General features: G+C 67.9%; 22 protein-coding genes. 7 read left to right on the top strand and 15 right to left on the bottom strand.

What is annotated here, in order from left to right; genetic code table 11:
• Positions 1-66: 66 nt before the first annotated feature.
• The 6 genes from AC1RL8_RS23305 to rpmH form a co-directional block, all read right to left on the bottom strand.
• Entirely contained in the window at positions 67-528 is a 462-nt protein-coding gene (locus tag AC1RL8_RS23305) for a Crp/Fnr family transcriptional regulator (protein ID WP_070063366.1), read from the bottom strand.
• Positions 529-629: 101 nt separating this feature from the next.
• Complete coding sequence (gene mnmE / locus AC1RL8_RS23300; RefSeq protein WP_492686768.1) at positions 630-2,042, bottom strand: tRNA uridine-5-carboxymethylaminomethyl(34) synthesis GTPase MnmE; 1,413 nt, start codon at positions 2,040-2,042, stop codon at positions 630-632.
• A gap of 78 nt (positions 2,043-2,120) precedes the next feature.
• Complete coding sequence (yidC, locus tag AC1RL8_RS23295; RefSeq protein ID WP_492686769.1) at positions 2,121-3,803, bottom strand: membrane protein insertase YidC; 1,683 nt, start codon at positions 3,801-3,803, stop codon at positions 2,121-2,123.
• Entirely contained in the window at positions 3,800-4,087 is a 288-nt protein-coding gene (yidD, locus tag AC1RL8_RS23290) for a membrane protein insertion efficiency factor YidD (RefSeq protein ID WP_056574909.1), read from the bottom strand. Before yidD ends, yidC begins: the two co-directional genes overlap by 4 nt.
• Positions 4,084-4,506, bottom strand: coding sequence for a ribonuclease P protein component (locus AC1RL8_RS23285; RefSeq protein WP_492686770.1), 423 nt, complete (start codon positions 4,504-4,506; stop codon positions 4,084-4,086). Before AC1RL8_RS23285 ends, yidD begins: the two co-directional genes overlap by 4 nt.
• A 101-nt stretch (positions 4,507-4,607) precedes the next feature.
• Positions 4,608-4,742 carry a 50S ribosomal protein L34 gene (gene rpmH / locus AC1RL8_RS23280; protein ID WP_007834827.1) on the bottom strand — a complete coding sequence of 45 codons (135 nt, stop codon included), beginning with the start codon at positions 4,740-4,742 and terminating at the stop codon, positions 4,608-4,610.
• Positions 4,743-5,050: 308 nt separating this feature from the next.
• On the opposite strand from rpmH, the gene dnaA reads away from it, so the two are divergent.
• From dnaA to gyrB, 3 genes are all read left to right on the top strand, one after another.
• On the top strand, positions 5,051-6,430 hold the full coding sequence (dnaA, locus tag AC1RL8_RS23275) for a chromosomal replication initiator protein DnaA (protein ID WP_062480418.1): 1,380 nt from the start codon (positions 5,051-5,053) through the stop codon (positions 6,428-6,430).
• A gap of 89 nt (positions 6,431-6,519) precedes the next feature.
• A complete protein-coding gene (dnaN, locus tag AC1RL8_RS23270; RefSeq protein WP_056574900.1) occupies positions 6,520-7,626 on the top strand; it encodes a DNA polymerase III subunit beta in 1,107 nt (368 codons plus the stop codon).
• A gap of 134 nt (positions 7,627-7,760) precedes the next feature.
• Positions 7,761-10,382 carry a DNA topoisomerase (ATP-hydrolyzing) subunit B gene (gene gyrB, locus AC1RL8_RS23265; RefSeq protein WP_062480420.1) on the top strand — a complete coding sequence of 874 codons (2,622 nt, stop codon included), beginning with the start codon at positions 7,761-7,763 and terminating at the stop codon, positions 10,380-10,382.
• A 78-nt stretch (positions 10,383-10,460) separates the two neighbouring features.
• Here gyrB and AC1RL8_RS23260 read toward each other — a convergent pair whose 3' ends face one another.
• Complete coding sequence (locus AC1RL8_RS23260; RefSeq protein WP_492686771.1) at positions 10,461-11,624, bottom strand: ABC transporter substrate-binding protein; 1,164 nt, start codon at positions 11,622-11,624, stop codon at positions 10,461-10,463.
• A 408-nt stretch (positions 11,625-12,032) separates the two neighbouring features.
• Between AC1RL8_RS23260 and AC1RL8_RS23255 the strand changes: the two genes are divergently transcribed.
• The 3 genes from AC1RL8_RS23255 to AC1RL8_RS23245 all read left to right on the top strand — a co-directional run bounded on the left by AC1RL8_RS23255 (position 12,033) and on the right by AC1RL8_RS23245 (position 14,563).
• Positions 12,033-12,557 carry a hypothetical protein gene (locus AC1RL8_RS23255; RefSeq protein ID WP_307695326.1) on the top strand — a complete coding sequence of 175 codons (525 nt, stop codon included), beginning with the start codon at positions 12,033-12,035 and terminating at the stop codon, positions 12,555-12,557.
• 112 nt (positions 12,558-12,669) lie between these two features.
• Entirely contained in the window at positions 12,670-13,182 is a 513-nt protein-coding gene (locus AC1RL8_RS23250) for a hypothetical protein (RefSeq protein ID WP_492686773.1), read from the top strand.
• A gap of 184 nt (positions 13,183-13,366) precedes the next feature.
• Complete coding sequence (locus AC1RL8_RS23245) at positions 13,367-14,563, top strand: metallophosphoesterase (RefSeq protein WP_492686774.1); 1,197 nt, start codon at positions 13,367-13,369, stop codon at positions 14,561-14,563.
• Between the two features lie 21 nt (positions 14,564-14,584).
• Here the strand turns inward: AC1RL8_RS23245 and AC1RL8_RS23240 are convergent, their stop codons facing one another.
• From AC1RL8_RS23240 to AC1RL8_RS23225, 4 genes are all read right to left on the bottom strand, one after another.
• Positions 14,585-15,085, bottom strand: coding sequence for a polyhydroxyalkanoate granule-associated phasin (locus tag AC1RL8_RS23240; protein ID WP_159279085.1), 501 nt, complete (start codon positions 15,083-15,085; stop codon positions 14,585-14,587).
• Between the two features lie 117 nt (positions 15,086-15,202).
• A complete protein-coding gene (locus tag AC1RL8_RS23235) occupies positions 15,203-16,180 on the bottom strand; it encodes a lysylphosphatidylglycerol synthase domain-containing protein (RefSeq protein ID WP_492686775.1) in 978 nt (325 codons plus the stop codon).
• Entirely contained in the window at positions 16,177-17,454 is a 1,278-nt protein-coding gene (clsB, locus tag AC1RL8_RS23230) for a cardiolipin synthase ClsB (RefSeq protein WP_492686776.1), read from the bottom strand. Before clsB ends, AC1RL8_RS23235 begins: the two co-directional genes overlap by 4 nt.
• Positions 17,455-17,468: 14 nt before the next feature.
• On the bottom strand, positions 17,469-18,266 hold the full coding sequence (locus tag AC1RL8_RS23225; protein ID WP_062480435.1) for an endonuclease/exonuclease/phosphatase family protein: 798 nt from the start codon (positions 18,264-18,266) through the stop codon (positions 17,469-17,471).
• A gap of 210 nt (positions 18,267-18,476) precedes the next feature.
• Here AC1RL8_RS23225 and AC1RL8_RS23220 point away from each other — a divergent pair, with 210 nt between their 5' ends.
• Positions 18,477-18,851, top strand: a complete 375-nt coding sequence (locus AC1RL8_RS23220; RefSeq protein WP_240531255.1) for a serine/threonine protein kinase — start codon at positions 18,477-18,479, stop codon at positions 18,849-18,851.
• Positions 18,852-18,953: 102 nt separating this feature from the next.
• On the opposite strand, the gene AC1RL8_RS23215 is transcribed toward AC1RL8_RS23220, so the two are convergent.
• From AC1RL8_RS23215 to AC1RL8_RS23200, 4 genes are all read right to left on the bottom strand, one after another.
• On the bottom strand, positions 18,954-19,532 hold the full coding sequence (locus AC1RL8_RS23215) for a Spy/CpxP family protein refolding chaperone (protein ID WP_369630747.1): 579 nt from the start codon (positions 19,530-19,532) through the stop codon (positions 18,954-18,956).
• 149 nt (positions 19,533-19,681) lie between these two features.
• Positions 19,682-20,755, bottom strand: a complete 1,074-nt coding sequence (locus tag AC1RL8_RS23210; protein WP_095948407.1) for a flavodoxin family protein — start codon at positions 20,753-20,755, stop codon at positions 19,682-19,684.
• 86 nt (positions 20,756-20,841) lie between these two features.
• Entirely contained in the window at positions 20,842-21,735 is an 894-nt protein-coding gene (locus tag AC1RL8_RS23205) for a pirin family protein (RefSeq protein ID WP_492686777.1), read from the bottom strand.
• Between the two features lie 71 nt (positions 21,736-21,806).
• A complete protein-coding gene (locus AC1RL8_RS23200; RefSeq protein WP_492686879.1) occupies positions 21,807-22,571 on the bottom strand; it encodes a GNAT family N-acetyltransferase in 765 nt (254 codons plus the stop codon).

Here is a 22,571-nt window from a genome sequence, read left to right as displayed (position 1 = left end):
GAAGACTTGTTCTTGTTGTTGTGCGGCGGCTGGCAGCGCGCGGCGAGCGGGAAGGCTCCGCTCAACTCAGGTGACGGCCACCCGCTTGGAGCGGTGCGCCATGCGCTTGGCAATCACGGCGCCGAGCGCCATCGCGATGTCCAGCGCCATGTTGGGCTGGCGGTTCGACATCTCGGAGAACCGCACGGCCGTGAGGCGCCACACGCGCCCCGCGCCGGTGACCACCACGTTGGCCGCATGCGGCTCGCGCGAGAAGAACGAGCCTTCGCCCACCACCGAGCCCGGCGACAGCACGGCCAAGCGCATCTGCTCCTTGCTGCTGACGCGATGCACGCTGATGGCGCCGCTTTCGACGAAGAACACCGAGCGGTCGTGCGTGCCCTGCGAGATCAGCACGTCGCCGATCGCGGTTTCGATGGGCTGCAGATAACCCGCGAGCGTGTCCCACTGCGCGACGCTCAAGGTCAGCGCGAACGCGTCGGCGCTCAGGTTCTCCGCAATGGAGCGGCTCAGGTTCTGGATGGACATGTTTTTCTCGACCCCCGCAAGTGATCCGAAGTATCCGCGAAGGCCCCGAGGTTCGGCTACAACTGTTTACGCTTTCACCAGCGAAGCGCACGCATGTGTCGCTATTTCCCGATACAGAAGCGCGAAAAGATGACCCCCAGCAGGTCGTCCGCGCCGAACTCACCGGTGATCTCGTTGAGCGCGTTCTGCGCCAGCCGCAGCTCCTCGGCCAGCAGGTCGAGCAGCTGCGCCTGCGCCGCCAGGTGGGCCGCCGCCAGCGCGAGGTGCGTCTCGACGCGGGCCAGCGCCTGCACGTGGCGTGCGCGCGCCAGGTAGACGCCCTCGGGCACGGCCTGCCAGCCGGCCATCGCCAGCAACTGATCGCGCAGCGCCTCGATGCCCGCGCCGGTCTTGGCCGACAGCGCAATGCCTTCGGACGGCGGCGCGGCCGACGCCGCCGCGTCCTGCTTGTTCCACACATCGAGCACCGGCACGCTCGCCGGCAGCTTGCGCCGCAGGCCGGCCAGGATCTCGGCGTCGGCAGCGGCGTAGTCGGGCTGGCCGGCGCGCGTCAGGTCGTGCAGGAACAGCACGGCGTCGGCGCTTTCGATCTGCCCCCAGGCGCGCGCCACGCCGATCTGCTCGACCTCGTCGGTGCTGTCGCGCAGGCCGGCGGTGTCGGCCACGTGCAGCGGCACGCCGTGGATCTGGATGGTCTGCGAGACCACGTCGCGCGTGGTGCCCGCGATGGCGCTCACGATGGCCAGCTCGGCGCCGGCCAGCGCATTGAGCAGCGAGCTCTTGCCGGCGTTGGGCTGGCCCGCGATCACCACCTTGATGCCTTCGCGCAGCAACGCGCCTTGCTTGGCGCGCTGTTGCACGGCGGCCAGTTGCGCCTGCAGCCGCTGCAGCTGGCCGGTCGCGTCGGCTTTCTGGAGGAAGTCGATCTCTTCCTCGGGGAAATCGAGCGTGGCCTCGACCAGCATGCGCAGGTGGATCAGCGCGTCGCGCAGCGTGTGGATCTCGCGCGAGAAAGCGCCCGACAGCGAGCGCCCGGCGCTGCGCGCGGCGGCTTCGGTGCTCGCGTCGATCAGGTCGGCGATGGCCTCGGCCTGGGCCAGGTCGATCTTGCCGTTGAGAAAGGCGCGCTGACTGAACTCGCCCGGCTCGGCCACGCGCAGGCCGGGCAGGCGCGGGCGGCCGGTGGCCAGATCGATTTCGGCCGCGGCCTCGAGGCAGCGCGACAGCAACAGCTGCAGCACGACCGGGCCGCCGTGCGCCTGCAGTTCGAGCACGTCTTCGCCGGTGTAGGAATGCGGCGTCGGGAAATGGATCGCCAGGCCGTGGTCGACCGGCTCGCCCTGCGCATCGCGAAAGGGCAGGTAGGTGGCTTCGCGCGGCTTGAGGGCGCGGGCGCACAGCGCTTGGACCAGCGGCGCCAACCGGGCGCCCGACACGCGAACGATGCCGACCGCTCCGCGCCCCGGGGCGGTGGCGATGGCGACGATGGGATCGGTGGTGCGGGCGAGGGTCATGACAGCGCGATTCTTTCAGCAAAAAGCAAAGGGCCGCGGATGCGGCCCTTTGCGGGTGGCGGAGGCCGTGTGGCTTACTTATTTGCCCAGCACGCCCAGTCGCTTGTTGATGAACCACTGCTGCGCGATCGACAGCACGTTGTTCGTGATCCAGTACAGCACCAGGCCGGCCGGGAAGAAGATGAACATCACGCTGAACGCGAGCGGCATGATCCACATCAGCTTGGCCTGCATCGGATCGGGCGGCGTCGGGTTGAGCCAGGTCTGGAACAGCGAGGTGGCCGTCATGACGATCGGCAGGATGTACCAGGGATCGGGTGCCGACAGGTCGGTGATCCAGCCGATCCACGGGGCGTGGCGCATTTCAACCGACGACAGCAGCACCCAGTACAGCGCGATGAACACCGGGATCTGGATCACGATGGGGAAGCAGCCGCCCATCGGATTGACCTTCTCGGTCTTGTAGATCCGCATCATTTCCTGCTGCATCTCTTGCGGCTTGTCCTTCAGCCGCTCGCGCATTTCCATGATCTTGGGGTTGATGGCCTTCATCTTGGCCATGCTGGCGTAGGCCTTGGCGTTGAGCCAGTAGAAGGCCGCCTTCAGCAGCACCACCAGCGCCACGATCGCCCAGCCCCAGTTGCCCAGGATGCCGTGCAGTTGCGTGAGCAGCCAGTACAGCGGCTTGGAGATGATCGCGAAGATGCCGTAGTCCTTCACTAGGTCCAGGCCGGGGGCGATGGCTTCGAGCTTCTTTTCTTCTTCGGGGCCGGCGAACAGCGCGCTGTTCACGACCTGCGTGGCGCCCGGGGCGATCTTCGGCAGCGTGGCGACCATGGCCACGGTGAAGAGGTTGTCGCCCAGGTCCTTCACGCGGAATTCGCGGCGCAGCTGTTCGCTGGCCGGGTCGCCCTTGAGCAGCCAGGCCGACGCGAAGTAGTGCTGCACCATCGCGATCCAGCCGTCATTGGCCGGCGGCGGCGGCTCGACCTTGCCCTTGGCGATGTCCTTGAAGTCGAGCTTGTGGAACTTCTTTTCGTTGGTGTACGCGGCCGGGCCGGTGAAGGTGTTGGTGCCGAACATGGTGCCGGCGGCCACGGTGCCGTGGCGCAGCAGCTGCATGTACAGCTGCGCGTCGCGCGGCTGGTCGCTCATGTTGACCACTTCGTGGCGCACGCCGATGACGTAGTCGTCACGCTTGAACACGTAGGTCTTGATGTACTTCAGGCCGCCGACCGGGGCGCTTTCGAAGCTCACCTCGAGCGTGTTCTGGCCGTCGGCCATCGTGCGCGGACCGGCCTTGGGCGTCATGGCCGTCAGGTGGTTGGGGAAAGCGTCGCCGGCCACGGGGTTCAGCAGGCCGGTCTGCGCCACGTAGCGCGTGGCGGGCGAGCCGTTCTCGAACAGCACGACGCGCTTGGTGCGGTCGGCTTCGTCGTACTTGAGCAGTTCGAGGTGGTTGACCGTGGCGCCTTCGCTGTCGATCGTCGCCTTGAACAGGTCGGAGGTCACCACGACCTGCTCGCGCGGTGCGGCCGGGGCCGCCTGCGTGGGCACGGCGCCCGCGGTGCCGCCGGCTGCGGCAGCCGCGGTCGGCACGCCGTTGTTGGCAGCGCTGCCCGTGGCCGGCGCCGTGGCGGCGGGCTTGGTCGACGGCAGGAAGGTCGGCTTGTTGCCGTTGAAGACCTGCCATTGGTCCCACAGCAGCACGAGCGAGAAACCAAAAATCACCCACAGGATCGTGCGGCGGATATCGTTCATGACGAAGACTTCTTGTCGGAGGAGAGAAGAGACGAAAACAGCGATCCTGACTTGTCAGTGCGACGCTGTGATTTCGGTGGAACCGGATCGTGGCCGCCCTGGCACCAAGGCTGGCAGCGCGCGATGCGGTGCAGAGTCAGGTAGCTGCCCTTGAGCGCGCCGTGCACTTCCAGCGCCTCGATCGAATACACGGAGCAGGTCGGCGTGAAGCGGCACGACTGCCCGAGCCAGGGGCTCAGCAGCAGGCGGTAGCCCTTCACGAGGCCAATCAGCAGGCGTTTCATGCGGAGGCAGGTGCGGGGGAGGCGGCAGCCGGTGCCGGCGGACGCCCGGCGCGCGCCAGCAGCTGCTGGAGCTCGGCGCGCACGGCGGCCTTGAGCTTGTCCGAGGAGGCGCTCACGAACGCCTTGCGATCGAAACCGGCGCGCAAACGCACCACGTGCGCGGCACGCGGCAACACGACGCCGGGCCCGGCGCTCACGGCGTAGATCTGGCGCTTGATGGCGTTGCGCGTCACCGCGCGGCGTGCCCAGCGCTTGGGCACCATGGCGCCCAGCCAGACCTCATCGGACGGAAACAGCGAAGCGGCGCCCGATGGAGAAACATCGAGCGCACAGCGGTGCAATGCGAAATGGGCAGTGCGCGCCACGGTGGCACCTGCGAGGACGGCCTGGAATTGCGCGCGGGTCTTGAGCCGCTGCAAGGAAGCCGGGCCGCGGACGTCGCTGCTGGCGGGGCCAGGCGCAGAGGCTGCAGGAGCCTGCGCGGACGTGTCGGCGGCTGACAACGGCAGGTGGGGTGCCGTCAGACGGCCAGGCGCTTGCGGCCCTTGGCGCGGCGTGCGTTGATCACGGCGCGGCCGCCACGGGTCTTCATGCGGACCAGAAAGCCGTGGGTACGGGCGCGGCGGACTTTGGATGCTTGGTAAGTGCGTTTCATGATGGTTTCCTGATTCCCTGTTTGCGCCGGTTTCCGCATGAAGGCATGCAAAAACCCGGCGAGCGCTGGGGGAGCGAGTTTCGGATGGCCCCCGAAAGACGCTGTGAAGGCTTTTCAGGGAAACCCGCAATTATCGCAAACATTGGCCGCCGGAACAATCTTCGACTGGATTTGCGGGCCTTTCCATGTGCAGCGCAGCATGTGGATAAGGTTTTGACAAGTTAGAATGCCCAGCGCCTTCCAGCAGAGAATATCCACAATACCTATACAAGAAATGCCCGAGGGTTCCATCACTTTTTCAAGCGCCCATGTCGACTGACGGCATCGGCGAAAGCCTGTGGCAGGCCTGCGTCGACCAGCTCGCGCAGGAGCTGTCCGAGCAGCAGTTCAACACCTGGATCAAGCCCCTCACCGCGCAGGTCGCCGACGACCTTTCGCGCATGACGGTGTTCGTCGCCAACCGCTTCAAGCTCGACTGGATCCGTGCCCAGTACGCGGGCAAGATCGCGGCCATGGCCGAGAAGATGTACGGCCAGCCGGTCACCATCGAGTTAGCGCTCGCTCCGCGAGAAACCCCCGTCCGTGTTGCACCCATGGCCATCATGGCCGAAACGGATGTGCCGCGCGACGTGGCCGGCCCGGGCGAGGAACCGGCGGCCGCCGGCTTCAAGAACCGGCTCAATTCGGGGCTCACTTTCGACACCCTGGTCGAGGGCACGGCCAACCGCATGGCGCGCGCCGCGGCCATGCACGTGGCCGGCATGCCGGGTCACCTGTACAACCCGCTTTTCATCTACGGCGGCGTCGGCCTGGGCAAGACCCACCTGATGCACGCTGTGGGTAACCGGCTGCTGGCCGACCGGCCCGATTCCAAAGTTCTCTACATCCACGCCGAGCAGTTCGTGTCGGATGTGGTCAAGGCCTATCAGCGCAAGACTTTCGATGAGTTCAAGGAACGCTACCACTCGCTCGATCTGCTGCTGATCGACGACGTGCAGTTCTTCGCCAACAAGGACCGCACGCAGGAAGAGTTCTTCAACGCCTTCGAGGCCCTGCTGGCCAAGAAGTCGCACATCGTGATGACCAGCGACACCTACCCCAAGGGGCTGGCCGACATCCACGAGCGGCTGGTGTCGCGCTTCGATTCGGGCCTCACGGTGGCGATCGAGCCGCCCGAGCTCGAGATGCGCGTGGCGATTCTGATCAACAAGGCCCGCGTCGAAGGCACCGAAATGCCCGAGGAAGTCGCCTTCTTCGTGGCCAAGAACGTGCGCTCCAACGTGCGCGAGCTCGAAGGCGCCCTGCGCAAGATCCTGGCGTACTCGCGCTTCAACCAGAAGGAGATCTCGATCGCCCTGGCGCGCGAGGCGCTGCGCGACCTGCTGTCGATCCAGAATCGGCAGATCTCGGTCGAAAATATCCAGAAGACGGTGGCCGACTACTACAAGATCAAGGTCGCCGACATGTACAGCAAGAAACGCCCGGCCAGCATTGCGCGGCCGCGGCAGATCGCGATGTACCTGGCCAAGGAGCTCACGCAGAAGAGCCTGCCGGAAATCGGCGAGCTGTTCGGCGGTCGCGACCACACGACGGTGCTCCACGCAGTGCGCAAGATTTCGGGCGAGCGCCAGCAGCTCACCGAACTCAACCAGCAGCTGCACGTCCTCGAACAGACCCTCAAAGGCTGAAGCCGAATGTCATCAAGAACGCCCCTCGCGACAGCGGAGAATGGCGTCCTGAAAGCTGATTCAAAGAGATAAGAGAAGAGGAAGAAGACATGATCGTTTTGAAGGCAACCCAAGACAAAGTTCTTGCCGCGCTGCAATCGGTGGCCGGCATCGTGGAGCGGCGTCACACCCTGCCGATCCTGGCCAATGTGCTGATCCGCAAGACCGGCGGCCAGCTGCAGCTGACCACCAGCGACCTCGAGATCCAGATCCGCACCACCGCCGAGCTCGGCGGCGACGAAGGCAACTTCACGACCACCATCGGCGCGCGCAAGCTGATCGACATCCTGCGCACCATGCCGGCCGACCAGACCGTGAGCCTCGAGTCGAGCGCCAGCAAGCTCGTGCTCAAGGGCGGCAAGAGCCGCTTCACGCTGCAGTCGCTGCCCGCCGAAGACTTCCCGCTGGTGCAGGAAGCCGCCAATTTCGGCCCCGTGTTCAGCGTGCCGCAAAAGACGCTGAAAGACCTGCTCTCGCAGGTCTCGTTCGCGATGGCCGTGCACGACATCCGCTACTACCTGAACGGCATCCTGTTCGTGGCCGAAGGCAAGCAGCTGAGCCTGGTGGCCACCGACGGCCACCGCCTGGCGTTCTCGTCGGCCATGCTCGACGTCGAAGTGCCGCGGCAAGAAGTGATCCTGCCGCGCAAGACCGTGCTCGAAATGCAGCGCCTCCTGTCCGACGCCGAAGGCGCCATCGAGATGCAGTTCGCGAACAACCAGGCCAAGTTCAGCTTCGGCGGCATGGAGTTCGTCACTAAGCTGGTCGAGGGCAAGTTCCCCGACTACAACCGAGTGATTCCCAAGAACCACAAGAACACCGTCACGCTCGGCCGCGCGCCGCTCCTGGCCAGCCTGCAGCGCACCGCCATCCTGACCAGCGAGAAGTTCAAGGGCGTGCGCCTGAACATCGAGCCGGGCACGCTGCGCATCGCGTCGAACAACGCCGAGCAGGAAGAAGCCCAGGACGAGCTCGACATCGACTACGGCGGCGACAGCATCGAGATCGGCTTCAACGTCACCTACCTGATCGACGCGCTGTCGAACATGGACCAGGACATGGTCAAGCTGGACCTGGCCGACTCCAACAGCTCGGCCTTGTTAACCATCCCCGAGAACGCATCTTTCAAGTACGTCGTGATGCCGATGCGCATCTAGACCCTGGAAAACACAGCGCCTTGCGCACACGACCCGCGGCCCCCCGCGGGTTTGCGCTTTCAAGAGGCGGCGAATTGAGCTTTTGAGAGCCCGAAAAATCACGGGAAACCCGTGAGAGACAGAGGAATATCCGAATGAGTGCAGAAGAGAACAAGCCCGACGTGCCGCACACCGAGCCGGTCTATACCCCCGAAATCCAGATCGTGGCGCCCGAAGGCGTCCCCGCCGACTCCAGCTACGGCGAAGGTGCGATCACGATCCTCGAAGGTCTGGAAGCCGTGCGCAAGCGCCCGGGCATGTACATCGGCGACACCTCCGACGGCACGGGCCTGCACCACCTCGTGTTCGAAGTGGTGGACAACTCCATCGACGAAGCGCTCGCGGGCCATTGCGACGACATCGTCGTGACGATCCACTCCGACAATTCGATCTCCGTCACCGACAACGGCCGCGGCATTCCCACCGGCGTGAAGATGGACGACAAGCACGAGCCCAAGCGCTCGGCCGCTGAAATCGCGCTCACCGAACTGCACGCCGGCGGCAAGTTCAACCAGAACAGCTACAAGGTCTCGGGCGGCCTGCACGGCGTGGGCGTCTCGTGCGTGAACGCGCTGAGCGTGAAGCTGCGCCTGATCGTGCGCCGCGAAGGCAAGATCCACGAGCTCGAATTCAGCCGCGGCTTCGTGCAGAACCGCCTGCTCGAAACCGTGAACGGCTTCGAGGTCTCGCCCATGAAGGTCATCGGCGACACAGACAAGCGCGGCACCGAGGTGCACTTCCTGCCCGACACGGAAATCTTCAAGGAAAACAACGATTTCCACTACGAGATCCTCTCCAAGCGCCTGCGCGAGCTGAGCTTCCTGAACAACGGCGTGCGCATCCGCCTGCTCGACGAACGCACCGGCAAGGAAGACGATTTCTCCGGCGCCGGCGGCGTGCGCGGCTTCGTGGAGTTCATCAACAAGGGCAAGACCGTCCTGCACCCGAACTCGTTCTACGCCGCGGGCGAGAAGCCGGCCGACACCTACGGCGGCATCCCCGGCACGCACATCGGCGTCGAAGTGGCGATGCAGTGGAACAGCGGCTACAACGAGCAGGTCCTCTGTTTCACCAACAACATCCCGCAGCGTGACGGCGGCACCCACCTCACGGGCCTGCGCGCCGCGATGACCCGCGTCATCAACAAGTACATCGAAGAAAACGAGTTCGCGAAAAAGGCGAAGGTCGAGGTCACCGGCGACGACATGCGCGAAGGCCTGTGCTGCGTGCTGAGCGTGAAGGTGCCCGAGCCCAAGTTCTCCAGCCAGACCAAGGACAAGCTGGTGTCCAGCGAAGTGCGCGCGCCGGTGGAAGACATCGTCGGTCGCCTGCTGACCGACTACCTGCAGGAGCGTCCGAACGACGCCAAGATCATCTGCGGCAAGATCGTCGAGGCCGCCCGCGCCCGCGAAGCCGCCCGCAAGGCCCGCGAAATGACGCGCCGCAAGGGCGTGCTGGACGGCATGGGCCTGCCCGGCAAGCTGGCCGACTGCCAGGAAAAGGACCCCGCCCTGTGCGAGGTCTACCTGGTGGAGGGTGACTCCGCCGGCGGCTCCGCCAAGCAGGGCCGCGACCGGAAGTTCCAGGCCATCCTGCCGCTGCGCGGCAAGATCCTGAACGTCGAGAAGGCCCGCTACGAGAAGCTGCTCACCAGCAACGAAATCCTGACGATGATCACCGCGCTGGGCACCGGCATCGGCCGCGCCGGTGCGACCACCGCAGGCGGCGGCGCGGACGACTTCAACGTCGCCAAGCTGCGCTACCACCGCATCATCATCATGACCGACGCCGACGTGGACGGCGCGCACATCCGCACGCTGCTGCTCACCTTCTTCTACCGGCAGATGCCCGAGCTGGTCGAGCGCGGCCACATCTACATCGCGCAGCCGCCGCTGTACAAGGTGAAGGTCGGCAAGGAAGAGCAGTACCTCAAGGACGGCCCCGCGCTGGACGCCTTCCTGCTCAAGGTCGCACTGAAGGACGCGAGCATCGAGACCGGCGGTGCCGCCTCGACCACGCTGTCGGGCGACACCCTGGCCGAGCTGGCGCGCAAGCACCAGGTGGCCGAGGCCGTGATTGCGCGCCTGCGCAACTTCATGGACGCCGAAGCCCTGCGCGCCATCGCCGACGGCGTGGCGCTCGACCTCGACACGCCGGCCGCCGCCGAGGCCTCGGCCGTGGCGCTGCAGGCCAAGCTGCGCGAGCTCAACACGACCGGCGTGCCGGCCGAGGTGAGCAGCGAGTTCGACGCCCGCACCGACAAGCCGCTGCTGCGCATCAGCCGCCGCCACCACGGCAACATCAAGTCCAGCGTGATCTCGCAGGACTTCGTGCACGGCGCCGACTACGACGCGCTGGCGCAGGCCGCCAACACCTTCCGCGGCCTGCTGAGCGCCGAAGGCGCGCTGGTCAAGCGCGGCGAGGGCGAACGCGGCAAGGAAGAGAAGGTCGACGACTTCCGCCAGGCTATGAAGTGGCTGATCGGTGAAGCCGAACGCGCCACCTCGCGCCAGCGCTACAAGGGCCTGGGCGAGATGAACCCCGAGCAGCTGTGGGAAACCACCATGGACCCGACCGTGCGCCGCCTGCTGCGCGTGCAGATCGACGACGCGATCGAGGCCGACCGCGTGTTCACGATGCTGATGGGCGACGAGGTGGAACCACGCCGCGAGTTCATCGAGCAGAACGCGCTGCGCGCGGCGAACATCGACGTCTGATCGATCGATGGCGCGGCACCGGCGGTGTCGCGCTGTTCACCAAAGGGCGCCTGCAAGCGCCCTTTTTTTTGACTCCTCCTACTGCTTGCGCTGCACGAACAGGTTGCGCTTGGCGTCCTCCGGGTACGCGAAGCTGATCTGCCCGTTGCGCACCACGCCCATCACCAGCATGTTGGGCGACAGCGCGTCCTTGTCATTTTCCGAGAACGACTTGTCGTAGGTCGTGACCACGCCGTAGTAGGGCCGCTTGGGCTGCTCGAGCGCGGCCTTGATGAACGGGCCTTCGAGCTTGCCGCTGGGCACGTTGAACATCGCGTGGGCCAGCAGGTAGGTGGCGTCGTAGGCCTGCGCGGCGGCCATCGGCACCGGGATGCGCCTGGTGTTGAATTTGCGCGCGTAGTTGGAAAGAAACGACGAGCGGCGCTCGTTGCTCGGCTCGGCGATGAAGCTCTGCGCCATCAGCGCGCCTTCGGAAGCCTCCCGCGCGCCCTCGATGAAAGAAGGGAAGGACAGCGTCCAGGCCCCGACCTGCGGCACCTTCCAGCCGATGGCCTGCCGGCTGCGTGCGATCACGGCGTTCTCGGGGCCTACGGTGTAGCTGAAGATGACGTCCGCGCCGGCCGCCTTGGCCTCCGACAGCTCCTTCGTCAGGTCTTTCACGCCGAGCGGAAATTTCCCCACGTAGACGGGCTTGAGGTGCTTGGCCGCCAGCGCCTTCTCGACATCCTTGGCGCCCGCCTCGCCGTAGCCGGTGCTGTCGTGCAGCACGGCAACCCGTTTCCAGCCGCGCGCCAGCAGGTCGTCGACCACGAAAGGGGCCTGGATGCTGTCCTTGGGCGAGGTGCGAAACACATAGCTCGTGGCCGGCGGGTAGGTCGACGTCAATGGCGAGCCGGTGGCGCAAGGCACGATCAGCGGCAATTTCGCGTCATTGAAAACGGCCAATGAATTCATCGCCACGCCGGTGTTGCAGAAGCCGATGGTGGCGACCACTTTTTCATTGACGAGGGCCTGGGATTGCGAGCGGCCAGTGTCCGGATTGGCCTGGTCGTCCTTGATCACCAGTTCGAGCGAGCGGCCCAGATACCCGCCCACGGCATTGATTTCGTCGACGGCCATCTTCACGCCGTTGAGCATGGGCAGGCCGAAATCGGCCGACGGCCCGGTGAAAGGGCCGATGACGCCGATGCGGATCGGCACCGGCTGCTCTGCGCTTGCCTGGGCGGCCAGTCCCAAAGCCATCAGCAAAAAAACGAATCGGCGATTTGGATGAAGCATTTGGTTTGCACGCTTTGAAAGGAAGCGCCGAGCCTAATTTCTTTGTGCGCCCTCCAATAGCTAGGGAATGCCCAGTCAATTGCGCACCAATTCCGTCTTTTGTTGCCAATTCAGCACAGGCCGCGGGGCCGGCGACGGACCAGAAAGCGCTCGTTCGCGGCGCGCCCGCGAGCCCCGTCTCAGGGTTTCCGATGAAAGACACCCGAAAAGTGGAACTGACGCCCGTCACACGGGCGTCACCAGCTATGAAAACAATAGCATTCACCTGCGCAACGCAGAAGCTTCCTCGTAAACGCTATATCTAGCCCGACTCTTGCTAAGCAAAATTCCTGACGGATTTCCTGTCACGCAAGATCGAGGACACACAGAGCAATGAACCCCAAGCGTTTCCAACAGCCCGTGGCTGCACTGGTTCTGGGCGCCGCATCGGTCGCCGCGGCCTTCCTCGTGGCCGTGTCGCCGGCCCATGCGTTCTCGAACCCGCCGATCCAGGTCGCGCAGGGCATCGAATACATGTGCGGCGGCGCCGCCAAGGGCGAAGCCGCCTTCCTGGAAATGGTCGCGCCCCGTTGGGCCGCGACCATCGACTTGCGCGTGAACGACGGCAAGGGCGCGCAGCAGGCGGGTTTCCCGGCCAAGGCGTCGATCCAGGTGCGCCAGAAGTACACGGGCCAGACGGTGATGGAAGTGCAGACGCAGGCGCCCTACATGCTCGCGCGGCTCGAACCGGGCGCCTACGACGTCGACGTGACGCTGGGCGGGCTCACGCTCACGCAGCAGCTGGTCGTGATTGCCGGCATTCCGGCGCGGGCCTCGTTCGTCTGGCCGTCGAACTTCGACATGGCCTCGGTCGCGCCACCGCTGCCCCAGGCGCTGGCACAAACCGCCGCGCGCTGACCCGACGCGGGCCGCGACGGCCCGCGCGCAGTTAAGTCTTCCTTAAGTCGTGCCCGGCACAGTGCCTTCCTGCGTGGCGTGTCGCCACCACCGCCCGGAAAGGAAGGCTCCGATGTCTCTCACCACCAACCCCCTGTTTCTGTTCTCGCACGCCCGGCCCGTGGCCGCGGCGGCCGGCGCCGCCTTGCTGGTGCTGCTCGGCGGCGCGCTCTCGGCGCAGCCGGCCCAGGCCGCGATGAACCCGCCCATCCACATGGCGCACGGCGTCGAGTACATGAGCGGCGGCATCGGCCAGGACGAGGCGCAGCTGATGGAAACCGTGTCGCCGCGCTGGCCCGCGAGCTTCGAATTCGCGATCAAGGACGGCCGCCGCGCCGACTTCGCGGCCGGCGTGCACGTCACCGTGCGCGACAGCCACGGCACCGCGCTGCTCGACAACGTGGTCTCGGGCGGCCCGTTCATGGTGGCGCGGCTCGAGCCCGGTCGCTATGAAGTGGAGGCTCGCATCGGCGGCCAGACGCTGAAGCAGACGCTGCTGGTGTCACTGGGCGCGCCGGCCAAGGCGGTTTTCGAATGGCCGGCGGGCACCGACATGGCGTCGGCCGGCACGCGCACGGTGCGGTAAGCGAGGCGGCATCGCGCCGCGGGCGGTGCCGAACGGGCGCGCCCGCGGCGCCCCAACGCCCGCTATCCGGTTGCCCTGCGCTATAGAAAAAATAGCGACCCAGGCAGCTTTCGACGCCTTGAATGCGCGGCATGCGCCTTGCAGATGACATGTCCCGGGCGATGCCCGCGTCCCCCCAGTCCTCATGCCGATCCGTCCCCTGAGCGTCCTGACCGCGCTGCTGCACGTCTACATCGCGCTGCGCCTGCTGCCTGCGCTGGCGTCGCTCACGCCTGCGTGGCCGCTGGCGCTCGTGCTGCTGGCGGTGTCGGCGGTCACGATGCCGCTGCCGTTCGTGTCGCGCAGCCACCGCGCCGACCGCAAGGCGAAGCCAGCGGGCGAGACGCTGCACTGGATCGGCCTGATCAGCATGGGCTGGTTCTCCTCGCTGTTCGTGCTGACGCTGGTGCGCGACCTCGGCCTGCTGCTGGCCTGGCTGGCGAACGCGCTCGGCGGCCTGCAAGTACCCTGGGACAAGGTCGGGCCCTGGAGCGCGCTGGCGGTGCTGGCGCTGGCCACGGGCGTGTCGCTGGTCGGCTTCGTCAACGCGCGCCGCACGGCCGGCGTGAAGCAGGTCGACGTGCCCATTCGCGGCCTGCCGGCAGCGCTGGCCGGCTTCACGATCGCCCAGCTCAGCGACATCCACGTGGGCCCGACGATCCGCAACGGCTACATCCAGCGCATCGTCGACGCGGTGAACCGGCTCGGCGCCGACGCCATCGCGATCACCGGCGACCTGGTCGACGGCAGCGTGCCCGAGCTGCGCGATCACATCGCGCCGCTGGCGGGGCTGCGCGCACGCCACGGCACCTTCGTGGTCACGGGCAACCACGAGTACTACGCGGGCGCGCACGCCTGGATCGACGAGCTGCGCCGCCTCGGCCTGAAGGTGCTGCTGAACGAGCACGTGGTGCTGCAGACGCGCAACGTGCGCGGCGCGCAGACCGACGAAGAGCTGTTCGAGAGCGCGCTGGTGCTGGCCGGCGTGACCGATTTCACCGCCGGCCATTTCGACGCCGCGCACGCGAGCGACCCGCACCTGGCGCTGTACGACGCGCCGCCGCTGGTGCACACGCGCGTGCTGCTGGCGCACCAGCCGCGCAGCGCGCCGGTGGCGGCCGCGGCCGGCTACCAGCTGCAGCTGTCGGGCCACACGCACGGCGGCCAGTTCTTTCCGTGGAACCTGTTCGTGCCGATGCAGCAGCCGTTCACGGCCGGCCTGCACAAGCTGCACGACATGTGGATCTACGTGAGCCGGGGCACCGGCTACTGGGGGCCGCCGAAGCGTTTCGGCGCGCCGTCGGAAATCACGCTGGTGACGCTGGTCCCGGCGCAATCCTGAAGAGACAGAAGAAGCGGGCCGTCAGGCCTGCAGTTCGGCCAGCAACCGCCGTGCGTTCGACGTGGCGGCGGTGTGGATCGGCTTGAGGCCTTCGCGCGCAATGCGCGCCGCCACGCCCGTGAACTGGCCCATCGTGCTGGCGCCGCGCGCCGTGGCCTGCACGAGCGCATCGCCGTGCGTGGCCGCCTGCGCCGGCGTGAAGCTGCCGGCCAGCGAGAAGAGCGCCGTGGCGCCCTGCAGCCACTGTTGCCATGCGCGCTGGGCCAGCGAGGCCTGGCTGCTGTGCCACTGCCGGGCCATCGCCAGCCCCGATTCGCTGGCTGCCGCGAGCTTTTCGTGGCCCATCAACTGGAATTCCGCAAGGTCGGCGGCGCTGGGCGTGAGCCCGGCCTTGGCGATGCGCTCGGTGCGCATGCGGATCACCGTGCCGGACGACAGCAGGGTCTCGTGGGTCTTGAGGGCCAGGTCGACCCATTGCATCAGCGGGCTGGCCACGCGGGCGGTGGTACTGAAGGACGACATGGGAAGAGGGCACGTAAGGGAACAGAGGGCCACTATAGGCCTGCAAAGTGAAAATTGTTGCAGTGCAACAATTCCTGACCGTCATTTCACCGATCGATTGCTTTCTGCGGGCAATATTTAACGTTTGTTGTGGTTGTTGCCGGCATCCGCGCGCAAGCGCCGTGCACGCGCCTCGGTGACGAGGTAAGCGACGAGCGCCCCGGCCAGCGGCAGCAGGTAATACAGCGCGCGGTAGGCCAGCAGCGCTCCCAGCAGCCGGGTGCTGGGCACCTCGTGCGCCAGCAGCGCGACGAACACGGCCTCCAGCACGCCGAGCCCCGCCGGCACGTGCGTGACCACGCCCGCCACCGCCGCGACCAGCAGCACCGCGAGCACCTGCGGATACCCGACCTCGCCCTGCAGCAGCACCCAGATCACGCCGCCGATGAGCGACCAGTTGACGCACGACATCGCCAGCTGCAGCAAGGCCATCGGCAAGCTCGGCGTGCGCAGCGCATGGCCGCGCACGCGCCAGACGTGGCCATCGGAGAACGCGCACAGCGCCAGGTAGGCCAGCGACACCATGAGCAGCACCGCGCCGAGCATGCGCAGGCCGCCGCCGTCGATCTTCCAGTCGGGCGGCAGCGCCATCGGCCAGAAGCAGAAGGCGGCGCCGGCCACCACGAGGTAGCCGAGCCAGTTGGTCAGCATGCTGAAGCCCAGCACGCGCGTGATGGTCTCGTTGCCCAGCCCCAGGCGCGAGTACAGCCGGTAGCGAAACGCCACGCCGCCCACCAGCGAGCCGAAGTTGAGGTTGAAGGCGTAGCTGATGAAGGTCACGCCGATGACGGTGCCCGCGCCGAGCCGGTGCTTCGTGAGGTGGCGCCCCAGCAGGTCGTAGGTGCTGTAGAGCCCGAAGCTGGCGGCGGCCAGCGCGCCGGCCGCGAGCAGCGTGGTGCCCGGCAATGCGCGCAGTGCGGCGAACACCTCGGCCCAGTCGATGGTGCGCGCCTGCTTCAGCAGCAGCCAGGCGATGGCGCCGAAGAAGGCCCAGATCGCCACGCGCCGCACCCACGACCACCAGGGCCGGTGCGTGAGGGCGAGGGATGCGCTCATGCCGTCTCCGTGCGCGCCGTGCCCTCGTCGCCGCGCTTCTTCTGCTGCGCCATGAGATCGGTCGCCTCGGCCGGCGTCAGGCGCGGCGCGTGGCGCGGCAGGCGGTTGAGCCACGACGGGTACCAGCGCAAGAAGTGGAAGACGAAGAAGCTGCGCACCAGCCGCCAGCCGCTCCATTCGCTGGCCAGGTCGTGCGTGCCGATCTGCTTGCAGCTGTGCTGCATGAGATGGTCCATGCGCTCCCACAGCACCTTGTTGAACGCGGTGTCGCGCACGACCACGTTGGCCTCCAGGTTCAGCGACAGGCTCAGCGGGTCGAGGTTGCTCGAGCCCACGGTGCTCCAGCGGTCGTCCATGAGCGCGACCTTGCCGTGCAGCGGCCGGTCGCAGTACTCGTAGATGCGCACGCCGGCGTGCAGCAGGTGGTGGTACAGCATGCCGGCCGCCGTCTTCACGATCGGCATGTCGGGCTCGCCCTGCAGGATGAGGCGCACATCGACGCCCCGGCGCGCCGCGCGCCGCAGCTCCTTGATGAGCCGGTAGCCCGGAAAGAAGTACGCGTTGGCGATCACGATGCGCTCGCGCGCGGCGCGGATCGCGGCGCGGTAGTGGCGCTCGATGTCGTTGGTGTGGCGGCGGTTGTCGCGCGTGACGAAGATCGCGTCGGCCTCGCCCGCCGCGGCCTGCAGCTGCGACACCGGCGGCGCCTGCTTCAGCCTTCGCCGGAACCAGCCCACGCCCTTGCCGCCGACCGCGATGGCGCGCAGCACGAACTGGTGGATCTCGGCCACGATCGGCCCCGCCAGCTCGACCGCGTAGTCCTGCTTGGCCTTGGGACCGAAGTCGAGCAGGTGGTCGGCCGAGTAGTTGATGCCGCCCACGAAGGCGCGCTCGCCGTCGACCACCACGATCTTGCGGTGCATGCGGCGGAACACGTTGAGCCGCTGGCCCAGGAAGCGCTGGCCGGGGTCGAACACGCGCACCTTGACGCCGGCCGTGGCCAGGCTTTCGAGGTACGCGTGAGATAGGTCGGGCGAGCCGAAGCCGTCGATCATCAGGTCGACCTTCACGCCGCGCTGCGCCGCCGCGCGCATGGCCGCGTGCAGCGCCAGGCCCACCTTGTCCTCGAACAGGATGAAGGTCTCGATGATCACTTCGCGCCGCGCCGCGCCGATGGCCTCGAACACGCGCGGAAAGAATTCCTCGCCGTTCTCCAGCAGGTCGATGCGGTTGCCGCCGGTCCAGTGGCCGGCGCGCTCGGGGGTGTCGCGCATGGGGGCCTCGGTGCTCACAGGTCGATGTCCGCCACCAGCGGGGCATGGTCCGACAGGTGCGACCAGGGCCGGCGCGGCAGCACCACGGGCGCGTGCGCGCCCGCATTGCGCACGTAGATGCGGTCCAGCGGCAGCAGCGGCAGGCGCGCCGGAAAGGTGCGCGCGGCGCGGCCGTGGGCATGCACGAACACCTCGCGCAGCGACGCGCCTTCGGCCAGCACGTCGTGCGCGCGGGCGCGCCAGTCGTTGAAGTCACCCGCCACGATCAGCGGCGCATCGGCCGGCACTTCGTCGCGCACGATGTGGCACAGCAGCTCCAGCTGCTGCTGGCGGTGCGCCTCGGCCAGCCCGAGGTGCGCGCAGATCGCATGCACGTCGACCGTGCGCCCGGGCAGGCGCAGCACGCAGTGCAGCAGGCCGCGTTTCTCGGGACCGCTCACCGACACGTCGTGGTTGCGGAAATGCACGATCGGAAACTTCGACAACACGGCGTTGCCGTGGTGCCCCTTCGGATACACCGCGTTGCGCCCGTAGGCGAACTGCGGCCACATGGTGTCGGCCAGGAATTCGTAGTGCGGCGCCTCCGGCCAGTTGTTCACGGTGCGCGAATGGCGCGCGTGCGTGCCCATCACCTCCTGCAGGAACACCACGTCGGCGCCCACCGTGCGCACCGCGTCGCGCAGCTCCGGAAGGATGAAGCGGCGGTTCAGCGCCGTGAAGCCCTTGTGGGTGTTCACGGTCATGACCTTGAGCGAGGCCGGTGCGGCGGCGACAGCGGCCTCGGGCAGCGGGGAAGTGATGGGGGAGGACATCGGTGTTCCCGTTGTACGTGGCCGCGCCCGCGCCGACTGTAGGAACGCGCCACCTTCTTCGCGTGCCTTTCACGCAAGGGCGGCGGGCTCCTACAGGCAGGCCTGCCGCACCCCCACACAGCGCCCGAAACGAGGCTCCTACGGTGGTTTCAAAGCCGATGCCAACGCGCTCGCGCTTTGTGCCTTTTTCCATCTGCAAAGGAGCTTTCCATGATGACCACCCTGCAACGCCTGACGATCCCCACCGCGCTGCTCGCCGCCCTGCTGGGCGCGGGCGTCGCCCAGGCCCAGAAACCGGCGCCCGTCGAACCGATGGCGGGCGACAGCTCGATGCCCGTCTCGCGCGAGGCCGTGAAGGCCGAGGCCCGCGCGCAGAACCGCAACAACGCCAACAGCGTGGTGCCCAAGGGCGAGGCCAGCACCACCGTGAACCACCAGCCCAACGCGATGCCGTCGCCCACCGGCGAGCGCTCGCGCGCCGAGGTGCGCGCCGAGACGCAGCACGTGAAGCCGCGCTTCGGCCAGCCGGGCGAACGCCCGGCGGTGCCGACCAACCCGACCGAGAAGACGGGCACGCCGCAGTAACACCGCGCGCCCACGAAAAAGCCCGCGATGCTTCGCGCATCGCGGGCTTTTTCTTGCCCTTTCCTGGAGGCCGGCTCCCTTCAGCCGGCCGCCTGGTCAGCCTCAGCTCTTGGCAGGCGCTGCACCGTGGTGGCCTTCATGCCCACCGCGATGGAAGCGATGGCCGTGGCCCGCGAACTTCGCGGTCTCGGCGTCGAAGGTCTTCTGCTGCTCGGGCGTCAGCGCGGCGTAGAAGGTCTTGGTCGCTTCGGCGCGCTTGGCGAACCGGGCGCTGCGCTCGGCCTGGCGGGCCTGCATGTGCTCCAGGCGCTGCGGCGTGGTCAGCTTGGCGAACTCGGCGCGGTCCATGCGCTGCGGGCGGGCGGCACCGGCCGGCGGCTGGCTGGCCTCGGTGAAGCTGCTCCACGCGCCTTCCTGGGCGCTGGTGAGCTTGAGCTTGTCCTTCAGCGCGGCCAGGCGCTTGGCACGGTGCTCCTTCATGCGCTCCATGCGCTGGGCCGGGTCCATGCGCTTGTGCTGCGCCTTGGGTGCGGCGGTGGCATCGGCGGGGGCCGTGGCGGCCGTTGGTGCGGCGGTCGACGGCGTGGTGGCAGCCGGCGCCTGAGCGAAGGCACCCGAAGAGGCGAGGGCGGCCGAACCCAGCAGGCTGGCCCAGACGATGCGTTGGCGAAGAGAGATCATGAGAGTCGCTTCCTTTCGAAGAAGTCCACCACCAAAGGGCAGCGGGTGAGACGAAGTGTGGAGCGCCTCTGTAACGCGTCCGTGAGCCGAACGTGAGCGTGCGTAAAGAAGCATGAACCGCAGCGCGGGCCCGTGGCCTGCAGCGTGACTTATTTGGGCCGGGGCGCCTTCAAGCCGCGGTCGGGCACCTGCAGCTTGCCGGCGCGCAGCGCGGCCACCGCGAGCACCACGGCGCGCGCAACGTTGCGCACCTCTTCCTGCACGTCGGCATCGGCGTCGAGCGCCTCGTGGCTGGTGGCGTAGGGCGCGTAGTAGCCGATGTAGCGATCGAGCCGCGCCTGGGCGCCGGCGTCGACCAGGCCCATCCAGTCGAGCCAGTCCGTGAGGTTGCGGCGCAGGCCCTCGGGGCCGGCCACGTCGCCGTGCACCACCACGCCGTAGACGCGGCCTTCCAGGTGCTTGGGGTAGCCCCAGCCTTCGAGCTCCAGGGCCTTGGCCTCGTCGGGCTTCTTGCCGTGCGTGCTGGTGGGGTCGGGGTTGCCGCCGTCGGCGCACACGAGGCGGTCGATCATGAGCTTCAGCGGGCTCGCGGCCTGGTACCAGTGCGTGGGCGTGAGCACGATCACGCCGTGCGCGGCCACCCAGCGTTCGTAGATCTCGTTCATCCAGTCGCCGGTCTGGCGCAGCGCGTGGTTGGGGTAGCAGCTGCACGGCCAGTGGCACAGCGGCATCGCGGTCGAGACGCAGCCCTTGCACGGGTGAATGTGGCGGCCGTAGTCCGACGTGAGCCGGCTCAGGTCGAGCACGTCGACCTCGATGCCGCCACCTTCGAGCACCTCGCGCGCGCACTGGGTGAGGCGCCAGGTCTTGGAGATTTCGCCGGGGCAGGTGCCGTCGTTGCGCGGCGAGCCGTTGACGAGCAGCACGCGCGAGCGCGTCTCGGGCCGGCCCCAGGCGTCCTGCGCCGCGTCGATGCGCGCGCGGGCGTCGAGCCAGTCGACCGAGAGTTCGTAGTCGGGGTCGGCATAGCCGGGCCCGGCGCGGCGCGTGACGGGCGCCTTGCGGCCTTCGTCGTAGGCTTGCCAGGCGATGTCTTCCAGGCGACGCAGCGCCTCGGTCTCGGCCCGGAACGCCGGGTCGTGGAAGCTCTGCATGAAGCGGTCGTGGAACTCGGCGCGCTGCAGCATGGGCGGCGCCTGTCCCTTGCGTATCGTGGGAGGCATGACCGCAATCTAGGCCGCGCACCGGCCGGCGCGAACCGCACGCGACGCCGACTTGCGGTAGGCGAGCGACTACAGAGGCTTCGGGCTCAGCCCAGCTTGCCGTTCTGGAAGTCGTGCACCGCCTGCTTGATCTGCTCGGGCGTGTTCATCACGAAGGGCCCGTACTGCGCGATGGGCTCATTCAGCGGACGGCCCGCGATGAGCAGCGCGCGCGCCGGGCTGTGGTTGCTGGCGCCGGCGCGCAGCACCGTGCCGTCGCTGCCGGGGTCGTTCGCGAGGATGGCCATGCGCCGCGTCGGCACCTCGCTGCCCGCGATCCACAGCGATTCGCGGAACACGTAGACCAGCGCGTTGTGGTCAGGCGGCAGCGGCTGCGCGAACTCGGCGCCGGGCGGCAGCGTGATGTCCAGGTACAGCGGTTGGGTGTGCGCGCGCTGCTCCGCGCCCACGACGCCGTGGCTGGTGCCGGCGATCACGCGCACGTGCGCGCCGCTGGCGGTGGTGAACTCGGGGATCTCGCTGCTGCGGATGTCGCGGTACCAGGGCTCGCGCATCTTGTCCTTGGCGGGCAGGTTGAGCCAGAGTTGAAAGCCTTCCATCAGGCCTTCTTCCTGCTCGGGCAGCTCGCTGTGCACGAGGCCGCGGCCGGCCGTCATCCATTGCACGCCGCCGTTCTCGAGCAGGCCTTCGTGGCCCGCGCTGTCGCGGTGGCGCATGCGCCCGACGATCATGTAGGTGACCGTCTCGAAGCCCCGGTGCGGGTGGTTCGGAAAGCCGCCGATGTAGTCGCCCGGGTTGTCGCTGCCGAAGGCATCGAGCATCAGGTAGGGGTCGAGCCGCTTCTGCAGCGGCTGCTGCAGCACGCGGGTGAGTTTGACGCCGTCGCCGTCACTGGTGGAAACACCGGCCACGATGTGGTCGATGCCGCGCGGGGTGGCGACGGGATCGGTGGGGTGGTGGTGGGCATGAACGTTCGTCATGCCGCCCATGGTGGCACCAAAGGCCCGACCGCGCCACCGGTGGGGGTGCCCGCCGCCCGGAGCCGTTCAGCTCAGCGCGGCCACTGCTGGCGCTGCCAGTAGCAGTACTGCCAGCGCGTCTCGAAGCCCGCGCGGCGGTACAGCGCCAGCGCCGGCTGGTTCTGCGCGTCGACCTGCAGGAACACCCGCTCGACGCCGCGCGCCAGCGCCGCCTGCGCCAGGCCCGCCAGCACGCGCCCGGCCAGGCCGCGCCCGCGCTGCGACTGTTCGGTGCGCATGCCGTGCACGCTGGCCCAGCCGTGGCCGAAGGCCATGGCGCCGGCGGCCACGGTGGCGCCGTTCTCGCGCACGCTGGCAAAGAGCGAGCCCGTGGCGCGCGACAGCGAACGCACGCGGTGCACGCCGTCGACCGGGTCGAAGCCTTCGCCCAGGAACAGCGCGGCCCAGTCCGGATCGGGCGTCGCGTCGACGTCGGCCAGCCGCACGTCCGCCGCGACGAGGTCGCGCATGCGCCGCGCCGAGCCGGTCTGCACGCAGGTCGGGCTGTCGGCCATGTAGTGCCGGCGCGCGAGTTCGGCGCGCAGCGTGTCGAAGCAGGCGGCGTCGGCCAGCCGCAGCGCGGGCGCGACCTGGCGGCTGTCGCAGCGGTCTTCGATGCGGTCGAGCGTGGCGGGCTCGACCGGGTCGCGGTGCAGCGGCACGGCCGAGCGGGCGCGCTTGACGGTGCCGCGGTCGAAGGGCAGCAGCCAGCCGTCGAGTTCCTCGCAGGCCTCGGGCGCCACCGCCGCCACGGTGGCGCGTTCGATGGCCTCGATGTCGGGCGGGGCCACGTTCAT

The organism is Variovorax sp. GW822-FHT04E09, assembly GCF_058800845.1.
Note: the sequence above shows the minus strand (reverse complement) of the source record. Positions and strands in the feature narration are given on the sequence as shown.